The sequence below is a fragment of the Syntrophorhabdaceae bacterium genome (assembly GCA_036504895.1).
Classification (GTDB): domain Bacteria; phylum Desulfobacterota; class Syntrophorhabdia; order Syntrophorhabdales; family Syntrophorhabdaceae; genus PNOM01.
On record DASXUJ010000088.1, the window covers coordinates 57,361 to 69,590 of the forward strand.

The following is a 12,230-nucleotide window of genomic DNA, read 5'->3' on the forward strand; positions in this document are numbered from 1 at the left end:
GATCGCCTCCGCCGGCTCCGCCCTCGAAAGGGGTTTCATCAGAAACGCCATGATACCCATTGATCGGGAAATGTCCGCCGTGACGGCGTCGCTATGGCCCGTACAAAGAATATCCGGCAGGTCCGGTCTGATCTTAAGGCATTCCCGGCCAATTCGAGCCCGGTTATGCCGGGCATGGTCCGATCGGTGAGCACGAGGTCAAACCGGGACGGGTCATGAGAGAAAGACCTGAGGGCGGTAATGCCATCGGTCATCACCGTCACGTGGTATCCCTTCGTGAGCGCCTCCTTTAATCTCGGAGATACGCACGGTCTCTCCCGCCGAGGTATTCCTCACAAATTTTCTTGATATTGGTGATCGCCTGCATCGAGTTCGGTGTCGCACATGCCACATAGAGACCGAACACGTAGTTTGAGTCCTTCGCCTCCTTTAAAGCGCTTTCGTGATTCAGTGACATATCTGTTTTTACTTTTCCCCCTTCGTTCTGCCGGGCTCGCGGAGGTCGAGACCCACGAGGACGCGATCCATGTTCGACAGGTCTCCGATAATTTTTTTAATAGGTTCCGGCAGCTTGCGCACGAGAGTGGGGATGGCCAGTATCTGGTCTCCTTCGGCGAGTTTCGGGTTTTCCATGAGGTCGATCACTTCGATTTGGTACTTCCCCTCAAGGTGTTCCTCGCATATTTTTTTGAGGTTCGAGAAAGCGGCAAGAGATTTCTGGGTCTGTCCTGCCACATAAAGGCGAAGCTCCCATTCTTTCTCTCTCTTCTCCGGTGGAATTACGGGTTTCTTCCGGCCCGTCATATCCCTGCCTCCGCGACTCGACCATTTCCGGGCTTGGAGGGTTTAGACCCGATAATTTCAAAAAAAGGCGTGACGGTGAAAAAATTCCCATGAAGCGAAAATTGACAAAGTGATCCGTTGTGCCCTTCCATTATGAACCTCCTTCAGATGATGGGAGCCAGGTATATTACGTATCTACAGGGTGCGGCAAGGGTTTTATGCGTTATCCTCCTAAGACGTTCCCCCAATTCTAAAACCGTGGTTTTTCTTTGTAAACAAAAAAATGAAGCCCCGTTAAAATAAAAGAAAAAAACCCTATTCCGGCCTGTGCGCGCCATTCAATTGCTCCTGAAGCCGGCGTAGGCCGGCGTATGCCCTCGTGAGGAACGCCGGAGGCGCCTCCACGCCGGGCTCCTTCGGGAATATCTCCAGGTTCAAAGTGCCCCTGTAGGTCGGAGGGAAAAGAGAGATCACCCTTTTCCAGTCGATTACGCCCTCACCGGGCAGCCAATGCCTGTCGGCGAGGCCGTCGTTGTCCGAGATATGGACGGCAAGGAGAAGATGTCCCCACTGCCTGAGCAGTTCCCCCGGACTGGCACTGTAGAGGAAGTCATGGGAGCTGTCGTAGCAGAGACCGAGGCAGGGAGAGGCGATACGGGAGAAAAGGTAATGGAGGTGGCCCGGCTTTTGCGTGTTCTCCACGGCGATTCGGATCCCATTGTCCTCAGCTTTTTGGATCACCCGGCTAAGCGCATCGATCCCGTGTCGGTTCGGGGGCGGAGGCTGCTCACCTTTGCTTCTCGTGATATGGGCCACCACGATGGCTATGGAATGTTTCGCACAGAATGCGACGGCCCTCAGAAGGTCCTTGAGCCCGACCTCACGCTCCCGCTCCGATGGTGACCAGAGGAGATTGCACCTGCCTTCCGCGCAGTGGACGTAATCCACGGCAAGCCCCCTCTCCCGGGCGAGGACCGGCATCATATCCTCCTGTCCTGCCCTCACGAGGTCTTCTTCGTCGCCGAGCCCTAAGGAGGTGACCTCAAAACCCGCCTCCCTTATCACGTCGCATCTCTGAGAAAAAGAGAGGGGATAGCCGAAATATGAGTAAGTCCCCAGGGGCCACAGGGGTTCGATCCCTGCCGGAGTATCGAATCGAGTCATAATTCCTATTATTGTGATAAAATAATATTTGTCAACTTCACGGGGGGCCTCTTCAACAGCCGGAAAGGGCGCCCCTTTGTAACCACCGGGCTGCTGTCTTATTTTTATTTTTGAAATTAAATTTATTTGCCCTTATGATATAGGGCATGGTTCACCGAACAGGGGTTATCGGGAACCGCTCGAATACACGCATCCGTAAAATACGCTCACAGGAGGCAATGTGGACTTATGATGTATTCACATGAAGTAGAGAATATGTGCTCCGTAACGAAAGGTCCCGATCATGGACCCGCACCGATCCCGCAGGAGGGAAAATGGACCCGGGTCAAGGAAATCAGGGACGTGTCCGGCTTTACTCACGGCATAGGATGGTGTGCGCCCCAACAGGGTGCGTGCAAACTGACCCTCAACGTGAAGGAGGGGATGATAGAAGAGGCTTTGATAGAGGCCATCGGCTGCTCGGGGATGACCCATTCGGCTGCCATGTCGGCGGAGATTTTACCGGGAAAGACGATTCTGGAAGCGCTCAACACCGACCTCGTGTGTGACGCCATCAACACGGCCATGAGGGAGCTCTTCCTCCAGATCGCCTACGGGAGGAGCCAATCGGCTTTTTCTGAAGGGGGTCTCGCGATAGGCGCGGGCCTTGAAGACCTTGGAAAAGGGCTACGAAGCCAGGTGGCCACCATGTACGGCACCCGTGCAAAAGGACCGAGATATCTGGAGATGGCCGAAGGGTATGTGACAAAAATTGCCCTCGACGCTCATGGCGAGATCATAGGATACGAGTTCGTAAGCCTCGGCAGGATGATGGAGATGATCGGTAAGGGCATGGACGCCAACGAGGCGCTCAATAAGGCCTCCGGCTCTTATGGCCGGGTTTCCGAAGCGGTACGGCTCATCGATCCGCGACATGAATAGGAGGGGATGATATGGCGCTATTTGAGAACTATGAACGAAGGATCGGAAAGATCGATGCCGCCCTGGCGGCCTGCGGCATCGGCTCAATAGAAGAGGCGAAGAAGATATGTGACGTAAAAGGGATAGACCCTTACAGGATATCGAAGGATATCCAACCCATCTGTTTCGAGAACGCGGGCTGGGCATATGTGGTCGGCGCGGCCATGGCCATAAAAAAAGGGTGCTCCCGGGCGGCGGACGCCGCGGAGACGATCGGCGAGGGCCTCCAGTCCTTCTGTATTCCCGGCTCGGTGGCAGACGACAGGAAAGTCGGGTTAGGCCATGGAAACCTGGCGGCCATGCTTTTAAGGGAAGAGACGCAATGTTTCGCCTTTCTCGCGGGGCATGAGTCTTTTGCCGCCGCTGAAGGCGCGATCGGCATCGCAAGGTCGGCAAACCGCGTAAGGAAATCGCCCCTCAGGGTCATCCTCAACGGACTCGGCAAAGATGCCGCCCAAATCATTGCGAGGATCAACGGCTTCACCTATGTAAAGACGAATTTCGACTACTCCCAGGGCCGGCTTCTGGTAGTGGAGCGCAAGGCATATTCAGCGGGCGAGCGTGGGGCGGTCAACTGTTACGGGGCCGACGACGTGAGGGAAGGGGTGGCCATAATGCACCACGAGGCGGTGGACGTCTCCATCACGGGAAACTCCACGAACCCGACGCGGTTCCAGCACCCCGTGGCAGGCACCTACAAGAAAGAGTGCAATGAAGCGGGAAAAAGGTATTTTTCCGTCGCCTCCGGCGGGGGCACAGGCAGAACACTTCACCCCGACAATATGGCGGCAGGTCCCGCCTCGTACGGGATGACCGACACCATGGGAAGAATGCACAGCGATGCACAATTCGCCGGGTCCTCATCGGTTCCCGCCCATGTGGAGATGATGGGTTTTCTCGGGATGGGGAATAACCCCATGGTAGGCGCTACAGTAGCCGTGGCGGTGGCAGTCGAGCAGGCTTTGAAATAAAAGGGGCAATCAATCGGCCGAAGCGCCTTTTCCGGGGCCCTGAGGCGTTTCGGCCGGCTTACTCTTTCTGCAATTCCTCGTAGAGGCGGGCCGCAAAAAGGCTCTTCTTCTTTCGCAGCTCCTTATATTGACCGGTCGAGGATTCCCTGTCCCCTGCCTTCAGATAGGCCACGCCGAGGTGATAACGGGTAGCGTCGTCATCGGGGTTTATCAGGCTCGCCCGGCTCAGGGAGTCGACAGCCTCTTTATAACGGCCGAGCCCCAGGGAGATGACCCCGAGGTTATACCCTGCGAATCCGTCACCGGGGTTGAGACGGATCGCTTCTCTGAAGGCATCCACCGCCTCCTCGTATCGCTTCAGGTTGCTCAGGACCACGCCGAGGTTATTGAAACCGAGGGACTCTTCCGGCCTCAGACGAACGGCATCTTTTAAGGCACTTGCCGCATCCTCATAGCGTTCGAGGGTGAGGTAGACGACGCCCAGATTAAAGTGCGCGGGACCGTCGTCCGGCTGCAGACGGAGGGCCTGCCTATATTCCCCTATCGCCGCGTCATATTTTTTAAGGCGTCCGTAAAGGACGCCGAGGCTGAAATGGGCGGCTGCCCGAGCAGGGTCAAGGGCGACGACTCTCCGGAACGCCTCCAGCGCCTCCCGTGTGTGTCCCAGCTCACTCCTGCATACCCCGCATTGAAACCAGGCATCACCGTTACCCGGGGCCTCTCTGACCGCCCTCTCCAGGTAAGGCAGGGCCTCCCCGTACTTTTTCTCCCCCACGAGGGCCTTGCCCTTCTCATAATCCTCTTCGACGACGCGAGTCTTGCCCTCTGCCGCGCCCCCTTTCCCCGGAAGGGATGAGACCGCCGTCCCGGAAAGCCCGCACAGGGAGCAGGGCACATAACCGGCCTTCTTCGCCTCGGCTCGACTATTGAACCTGATCAAATTGGCGGACTTAATCAACCCTGCCCTCGTGCACATGGGCAGGTGGTACCGGAAGGACGTCTTTGATGCGACATACTGGGCCCCTATTGCCGGAGCGCAAAGGATACCGAGAAAGAAGACGGAAAACAGGAGGGTGACAAGGCCTTTTTTCATCGCCCCTTATTGTACCAGTATCCTGAGCACGCGACAAGACCGGCGGATGGGCGCAGAGGTGACTTTCCGTCACTCGTCTTTGAGCCGGAAATTCCTTCCCTCTTTCTCCATAGCCGCCGTCAACTCGCGCAGATAGGCGGAGATCTTGTCCTGATCATCTGCAGAGCCTACCGGAACAATAGCCGTCCCGAGCTGATCTCCGGCGTCAAAAATATCTTTTACCGTGATCCTGTCAGGGGCCCTGGCAGGCAGAAGACCCGGTCCGCCTTTACCCTTACCCTTCACTTCCACGGCAAAGCCGGAGGCGAGAAGGTCTTCAACGACCCTCTCCACGAGGAGAACCGGTATCTCGACGTGAAACGCGATTGTGCGGATCGTAGGCGGCTCTCTTCCCTCCTGGAAAGCGGTCACGAGAAACCTCATGATCCTTGCCATAAGAATCTTCCTCGACGCATTACTTATCCGTGAGTAGGAAGGTTTATATCCGAAAGTCTCATAGTGGCTCTCGGCCCTGGCCAGCTCCGCGCCGAAGAGGATGATCATCCAGCTCGTCTGGAGCCACACGAGAAGCAGCGGCAGGGCCGCGAAGCTTCCGTAAATCGCTCCATAGCTTGCCACTCCTATCTGAAACCTGATGTAGGCCCACTGGACTATCTGAAACATGGTGCCCGAGGCTATGCCGCCTATAAGGGCCGAGCGGATGGGGACATTCGTATTCGGCACCGCTTTGTAGAGGGCGATAAGAAGGGCCCAGATGAAGAGATAGGGCACGAACCCCAACAGGAAAAAGAGGGTATCGACCATTATCCCCGGCGGCGCGTATCCCCGGATCAGGTCTCCCACCCTGCCGGTGAGCAGGACGGTCATACTTCCGGACAAGGCGAAGAGCATGGGGCCCACGACCATGATGGCGGTGTAGTCACTGAACCGCCTCCCCATGGTCCTCCCTTTCCGTACGCTCCAGATCTTATTGAAAACCCCCTCAATCCTGCCCAGAATGCTGATCACCGTATAGAGAATCATGATCGAGCCGAAGCCGGCTATAAGCCCGCCTTTCGCCTGACGGAGAAGGGCGTCGGCGAAATGGAGGATCTGATTGGTCAGTTCGGCCTGCCATTTTGCATTCTCCGCCATCTGGAGTATCTGGTCTTGAACGAATTTGTCGAGACCGAACCCCTTGGCCACGGCAAAGATCATGGCGACAAAGGGTACCACATTGAGAAGGGAGTAGTAGGTGAGAACGGATGCGGTCTGCGCGCAATCGTCCTTCATAAAACCCTTTATCGCTAAAACGATTATCCTGAGGTACCTGAGACCGAAGGCCCTGGCGGGGGAAAGGTCCCTGAGCCGGACCGTCCACATCTCGTTTTCAAAGAAGTTGCGGACCCGTCCAACAAAAGTCTCTGCCCAGGCTTTCACCCTTCCCCCTCTACTTCAGACTGAAATTAACGCGGTTGGCGCCGGCCTTTTCCTTCTTTTCCGGAGAGGTTATTTTAGGCTCCACCAGGAAGAGGCGGTCGGAGTTGACCCGGCCCGACTTTACAATCGCGTCTTTTGCGTGAAGGGCCCGTTGGCGTGCGAGGGCGCGCAGGTCTCCGTCGGTGATATTGATATGGGTTACCATGAGCTTTTCCATCTCCGTCCGGGGCAAACCCTTTTCAAGGCCGATCACGTTGCGGGGCTTGGCAAAAGTCTCCGCCTTGTATGCCATGGCAAGGTACTGCTCGTATTCTGCCGGCTCGATCTTTATATCATCGACCGACTCCACGGGCAACCCCTTCTTCACCATGACGTTCATTTTCTGTACTTTCAGCTTTCTGTCGAAGAGGTTAGTCCTGAGTGCCTCCTTGTCCTTCCCGGGATCCACACGACCCTCTATGTCGACTTTAAGCTGGGGCCTCTCGTAGAGAGCTTTGGTAAGGGTATCGATCTTCTTGAGATTCTCGGGAGAGAGGGCGGAGCTGCCATAGGGGAACTCAAGATAACTCATCTCCTCCCCTCCTCCGACCAGGGAGGCAAGGAGCGCGAAAGGCGCGGTCGCCGCCTTGGCGATAAGATTCCCGATAATCTTGAGGATGATCCTGAAGACGCTGAACTGAGGATCATCGAAACTCCCCGATACGGGTACGTCGAGGGTGATGCGGCCGTGCCGGTCTTTGAGGAGCGCGATGGCGAGCCGGAAAGGCAGGTTCAGGGCGTCGGGGCTGTCGACTTTTTCGCCCAGGGTGAGCTGGTCGATAAAAATACGGTTCTCCGAATCGAGTTTTCTTTTCGCGATGAGATACTTCAAGTCTATGGAGAGCTTGCCCTTTTCAATCTTGTACCCCATATACTTCGCCGCATAGGGGCTCATGTCGCTCAGCTCCAAATCAGTGAACTTCACCTTCAGGTCCGCAAAAAGGTTCTCTTTCGCAGGATTCACCGTTCCCGTGATCTCGAGGGGGATATTCTCATTTATCTTTCCCTTCAGATCGACTTCCGCGTTTTGATCCTTTCCGAGTGAAAAGCCGGCAATACGACCGGCGATCTCCTCGAGGCTCGCCGAAAAGCGCGGATTAATCGATTTGTCGATGAATTCGATCGATCCTCCCTGCAGGGTAATGGCGCCGACGGCAATATCCTCTGTCTCTTTCCCCGGGGGCGCCTTTTCGGTCTTCTTTGCCAATGCCGGAGCCCCGGGCTTCGTCGCGGATGGCGTCGCTGCCGCTCCTTCCTCCATAACGATCTTCTTGAGGTTGAGGGCGCCGTCGGGCTCGACGGCGAGGCCCGCATAAAAATCGGCAAGGGATATCCCGTTGATACGGACGCGCAGAGGGCTCGTTGCCGCGTCTATGCGGTTTAAAGACAGGGCTTTCCATTTAAAAAGGTCATCCCCTGTGCCTTTGTCGACGGATGCAAAATTGGAAACCAGGGCATTGCCCGAATATTTTATACGGAGATCGCCTTTCCCGGCCTGCCCCACGGAAAGGGCCCCCTTGGTCTCGACCTGCCCTTTGGTCACGGCCAGTTTTACTTTGTGACTGAAATAAGGCTGAAAGGCCCTGATATCGATCCCTTTTACCGTGACGGCGAGATTGGCGGAGAGGGGGTTGATCGACACTGGTCCGCTTACCGAGACGGTGCCCTTCTTGTTGAGAAGGAGAGATGCGGTAAGGGCGCTCTCTCCACCTTGTATGGTGGTGACCCCTTCGCCCTTTACTGTGAGGTCCGTGACATCGAGCTTTACCGGCCCTCCCGGCGCGATGTCCTCGAAGGAGACCGAGCCGCCGTCGATCCGGAACTCATCCACTTTAATAGGGGGAAGACCGGTCTCTTCCGCTTCCGCCGGTCTCTTTTCGGGGGCCGGGGGAATCTTTTTCTCCTTCCTTTCCTCACCGGAGACGAGTGATGCGAGGTTAAGGGTCCCCTCCCTACTGCGCGTGACCATCAATTCAAGGCCTGCAAGACCTACCTTGGAGAGGTGCAGGGACGGTTCAAAAGGCTTAAGCTCGGCAATCGACAACTCACATAGACCCAGGCGCAGCAGGGGTTTCCCCGCCAGATCGTCGGCTGCCACATCCTTCAGCGTCACCGTTCCGGTCACCACGGAAGACGGGCCCTTGTCCCTGGAACGTCTGAAGGATGCCCGCGCGACCACATTGAGTACCGCGGACTTGAGAACGAAATTCGCCTTTACCGGCAGGTAGGGCATATACCGGGGGATATCGAAATCCTTCAGATGGATATCCACAAAGGATTCCAGGGAGTCTTCAAAGGGCTTTGTCTTTCCCTTGAAGGAATAAAAATCTCCGTTCACGTTCGCCGCAAAGGTAGGGTCCACGTATACATGCACTTTGTCGCCTATGTTTGAAATGAAGGGGACCCCCAGGCAGATTTCCTTCACCACGTGCTCGATATTCTTGACCCGGTCCAGGAAATCGACGCGGCCGTCATTAATCAGGATGTTATTCACGGAAAAGAGGAAGGGCCTGGCCTTCTTTTCTTTCTCAACCGGCTTTTCTCTGGTTGCTTCCGCAATAATATCCGAAAAATTGAAGGACTGATCCGTATTGCGAACAACCCGGATGTAGGGCCTGTCGATTTTAAGCTCTTTTACAATGGGCGCCAGTCGGTAGATGGATGCGATACTTAACCGCGCGGAGAGCTCGCCGAGAGAGAAGAAGCGCTCCTTCCCATCCCGCTCCGTGAGATCGATGCCTTTTACGGAAAGGTGCAGGGTGTAGGGATTGAACCTTATTTTCTCGATCCTGACCTGCCGGTGAAGGGCCTCGGAAAGTTTACTTACCAGGACCGACTTCATGATGGGAGGAACAACGAGAAACCCTATAATGGTGAAGAGGGCAACAAATCCCGCCACCCATACCGCCGCCTTAAATATCTTCTTTCTCAAGCTTTATCCCCCGTCGACTCTGCGGCGCTCTTTTCCACCCGGCCTTTTGGTTAATCCTTGATATTACAAAATATAGCACACGAGGCCTCCTTCGTCCACATTGGCCGTGTTTCCACCGAAAGTACGGGGGCGAAAGGGTAAGCTCCTTTTTCTCCTGGAACTTCGTAAAAAATTAGGAAAGTTATTCTTCAGAATTTTCCCGTAATGCCGATACTATCTATGGCAACCTATGTCCCTCATACAACGCGGAACATCATCATCGAGAGAGAAAGGACATGAATCCGACGCCCGGCAGGCGCCGGACAATCAGGCCGGTCCCATTCTTTTGTCCGGTCTTCACGAAGAGCTGAGGCTGGCCGTGGCCCGCTTCTTTGACGTCATGTATCCGGTAGGAGTAATTTTCGGGGGCATTGCCGTCACGGCTTCCATTATCGGCACTCTCTGCTACGGAGGGGTCCCTACCCTTTTCGGCTACACCCTCATGTACCTTCTCGCGGTGATTATGCTTATTTTTCGCCGTTACCTGCCGGTCTCCTGGCTGTTTTACACCATGCTCACCTTTATCGGCGTGAATACGATCCACTTTCTCTGCGCCGTCGGGCTCGCAAGCAATGGGATGATGAGCCTCGTTGTCTTCTGCGTCTTTACGGGGGTCTTTCTCGGCATGAAAGCCGGGATAATCGCCGTCGGGGCGGGGGCTCTCATTGCCTCCCTGATCGGGGCCGCTATCTGTACGGGCACCATTGCCATTCGGCCTGAAATAGTCAATTATCTCGCCGCACCACACGCATGGATCGTGCAGATCGCATGTTTCCTTCTGTATACCATTCCCCTCATTCTTGCGGTGAACGGCATGCAGAAGAAGATGGTAACTTCTCTTCAGCAGTCGAGCCTGGCAAACGAGCGGCTCCGGTCGGAGGTCTCCATGAGGACGGCCGCGGAGAGTGAGTTGAGGGAGAGTGAGGCAAAATACCGAAACATCTTCGAGCATGCAGTGGAAGGCATATTCCAGGTCACCCTCGATGGAGAGATGGAGAATATCAACCCCTCTCTGGCACGCATGGCGGGGTTTGATTCCCCTGAGGAAATGAGGATGTGCAAATATAACATGGAACGGGAGTTCTGGGTCGATCCCGCCGACCGCAAGGTGGTGCGCAGTCTCCTTGAAAAAGATGGATTCGTAGAAGGCTTTGAAGTGAGGATGCGCCGGAAAAACGGCACGTCGGCCTGGGTCGCCATGAGCCTTCGCACGATCTGCGATGAAAAAGGCAACCCAATATGCTTTGAGGGCAGCGCGGAGGATATTACTAAGAGAAAGGCAACAGAGACGGCCCTCCACGAATCGGAGATGAAATACCGCAGTGTGGTGGAAAGCTCTCTCGTGGCCTCCTATATCTTCCAGGACGGCACGTTCCGTTTCGTGAACTCCCGTTTCTGCGCCTTATGCGGCTATTCTTATGATGAGATCGTGGATAAAATGGGCATCAAAGACCTCGTCCACCCGGACGACCAGGTAATGATGCAGATGAACCTGGAGAAGCGGCTTAAAGGTGAAGCGATTGAGAACGAATATGGACTGCGGGCCGTGAGGAGGGACGGAAAGGTCCTCTCGGTGAAAATTCTCGGCAGTTATTTCACCTATAATCAAAGACCCGCTGCTTTCGGCACCCTCATTGACATTACCCGGGAAGTGACACTCGAGTCGCAGCTTCGCCAGTCACAAAAGATGGAGGCCGTGGGAACCCTTGCAGGCGGCATTGCCCACGATTTCAATAATATCCTTACAGCTCTCATAGGCTACGGGACCCTTCTCCAGATGAAGATGGATGGGGCAAACCCCTTACGCCTCTATGCGGACCAGATCCTTTCCGCTTCGCAAAAAGCGGCGAACCTCACCCAAAGCCTTCTCGCCTTCAGCAGACGCCAGCCTTTAAGCCTGACCGCCCAGAATATGAACAGCCTCGTAAAGGGAAGCGAAAACCTGCTCAAGCGGCTCGTGACGGAAGATATCGTCTTCAGGACCGATCTTACCCCGGAAGACGTAGTGGTCCTGGCAGATCCCACCCAGATCGACCAGATCCTCTTCAACCTCGTGAGCAATGCCCGGGACGCCATGCCGCGGGGAGGGACTCTCACAATCTCCACCAAAAGAGTGGAGCTCGACCGTGAGTTTATCATAATTCACGGCTTCGGAGAGCCGGGCCCCTACGCCCTCCTTACGGTGAAAGATACGGGCGTGGGCATAAGCAGTGAGATGAAAGAGAAGATCTTCGACCCCTTCTTTACCACAAAAGAGGTGGGGAAGGGAACAGGTCTCGGCCTTTCCACGGTCTATGGCATAGTAAAACAGCATAACGGCTATATTACGGTCGTGAGCGAGCTTGCGCACGGGTGCGCCTTTCATGTCTATCTGCCCGCGGTCAAGACTGCCGTTCATGAAACGCAGCTCCCGAGCTTTCCCTCAAGGAAGGGAAAAGAGACAATCCTGGTGGCGGAGGATAACGATCACGTGAGGCAACTCGTAAGGGATATTCTCGGCCAATATGGTTACAAGGTAATAGAGGCGGTGGACGGCCACGAGGCCGTGAAGAAGTTCAAGGAAACAGAGGGAATCTCCCTGCTGGTCATGGATTCCGTCATGCCCCGGAAAAACGGCAGGGACGCCTATGACGAGATCCAGCGCCTCAAGCCGGACATCCGGGCACTCTTCATGAGCGGGTATACGGCCGATATAGTATTGTCCGAAGGCCTGAAGGGCCATCACCTCGACTTTATTCCAAAGCCCCTGTCGCCACGGGACTTGCTCGAGAAGGTCGGGAACATCCTGGACCGGTAAAAATCCACAAATTCTTCCATATTCGTTTTTATA

9 protein-coding genes are annotated in these 12,230 nt (G+C 55.3%); 3 read left to right on the forward strand and 6 right to left on the reverse strand.

Going from position 1 to position 12,230, the window contains the following annotated elements; genetic code table 11:
* Positions 1-38 precede the first annotated feature (38 nt).
* The 3 genes from VGJ94_12590 to VGJ94_12600 form a co-directional block, all read right to left on the reverse strand.
* On the reverse strand, positions 39-329 hold the full coding sequence (locus VGJ94_12590) for a response regulator (GenBank protein ID HEY3277450.1): 291 nt from the start codon (positions 327-329) through the stop codon (positions 39-41).
* A gap of 136 nt (positions 330-465) precedes the next feature.
* Positions 466-804, reverse strand: a complete 339-nt coding sequence (locus VGJ94_12595) for a circadian clock KaiB family protein (GenBank protein ID HEY3277451.1) — start codon at positions 802-804, stop codon at positions 466-468.
* A gap of 294 nt (positions 805-1,098) precedes the next feature.
* Complete coding sequence (locus VGJ94_12600) at positions 1,099-1,947, reverse strand: sugar phosphate isomerase/epimerase family protein (GenBank protein HEY3277452.1); 849 nt, start codon at positions 1,945-1,947, stop codon at positions 1,099-1,101.
* A gap of 228 nt (positions 1,948-2,175) precedes the next feature.
* On the opposite strand from VGJ94_12600, the gene VGJ94_12605 reads away from it, so the two are divergent.
* Both VGJ94_12605 and VGJ94_12610 read left to right on the forward strand, forming a co-directional pair.
* On the forward strand, positions 2,176-2,868 hold the full coding sequence (locus VGJ94_12605; GenBank protein ID HEY3277453.1) for a hypothetical protein: 693 nt from the start codon (positions 2,176-2,178) through the stop codon (positions 2,866-2,868).
* 11 nt (positions 2,869-2,879) lie between these two features.
* Positions 2,880-3,878 (forward strand): GGGtGRT protein, encoded by a 999-nt coding sequence (locus VGJ94_12610; protein HEY3277454.1) that lies wholly within the window; start codon positions 2,880-2,882, stop codon positions 3,876-3,878.
* 58 nt (positions 3,879-3,936) lie between these two features.
* Here VGJ94_12610 and VGJ94_12615 read toward each other — a convergent pair whose 3' ends face one another.
* From VGJ94_12615 to VGJ94_12625, 3 genes are all read right to left on the reverse strand, one after another.
* Positions 3,937-4,971, reverse strand: coding sequence for a tetratricopeptide repeat protein (locus tag VGJ94_12615; GenBank protein ID HEY3277455.1), 1,035 nt, complete (start codon positions 4,969-4,971; stop codon positions 3,937-3,939).
* 69 nt (positions 4,972-5,040) lie between these two features.
* Positions 5,041-6,390 carry a YihY/virulence factor BrkB family protein gene (locus tag VGJ94_12620; GenBank protein HEY3277456.1) on the reverse strand — a complete coding sequence of 450 codons (1,350 nt, stop codon included), beginning with the start codon at positions 6,388-6,390 and terminating at the stop codon, positions 5,041-5,043.
* 10 nt (positions 6,391-6,400) lie between these two features.
* Positions 6,401-9,361 carry a DUF748 domain-containing protein gene (locus tag VGJ94_12625; GenBank protein ID HEY3277457.1) on the reverse strand — a complete coding sequence of 987 codons (2,961 nt, stop codon included), beginning with the start codon at positions 9,359-9,361 and terminating at the stop codon, positions 6,401-6,403.
* 229 nt (positions 9,362-9,590) lie between these two features.
* Here VGJ94_12625 and VGJ94_12630 point away from each other — a divergent pair, with 229 nt between their 5' ends.
* The gene (locus VGJ94_12630) at positions 9,591-12,197 is read left to right on the forward strand and encodes a PAS domain S-box protein (protein ID HEY3277458.1); all 2,607 of its coding nucleotides are present in this window, start codon (positions 9,591-9,593) and stop codon (positions 12,195-12,197) included.
* Positions 12,198-12,230: the final 33 nt, after the last annotated feature.

What these genes read in the sequence shown, in the direction of transcription:
- VGJ94_12605 (HEY3277453.1), top strand. Translation starts at nt 2,176, where the DNA reads ATGATGTATTCACATGAAGTAGAGAATATGTGCTCCGTAACGAAAGGT.
- VGJ94_12615 (HEY3277455.1), bottom strand. Translation starts at nt 4,971, where the DNA reads ATGAAAAAAGGCCTTGTCACCCTCCTGTTTTCCGTCTTCTTTCTCGGT.
- VGJ94_12595 (HEY3277451.1), bottom strand. Translation starts at nt 804, where the DNA reads ATGACGGGCCGGAAGAAACCCGTAATTCCACCGGAGAAGAGAGAGAAA.
- VGJ94_12600 (HEY3277452.1), bottom strand. Translation starts at nt 1,947, where the DNA reads ATGACTCGATTCGATACTCCGGCAGGGATCGAACCCCTGTGGCCCCTG.
- VGJ94_12630 (HEY3277458.1), top strand. Translation starts at nt 9,591, where the DNA reads ATGTCCCTCATACAACGCGGAACATCATCATCGAGAGAGAAAGGACAT.
- VGJ94_12610 (HEY3277454.1), top strand. Translation starts at nt 2,880, where the DNA reads ATGGCGCTATTTGAGAACTATGAACGAAGGATCGGAAAGATCGATGCC.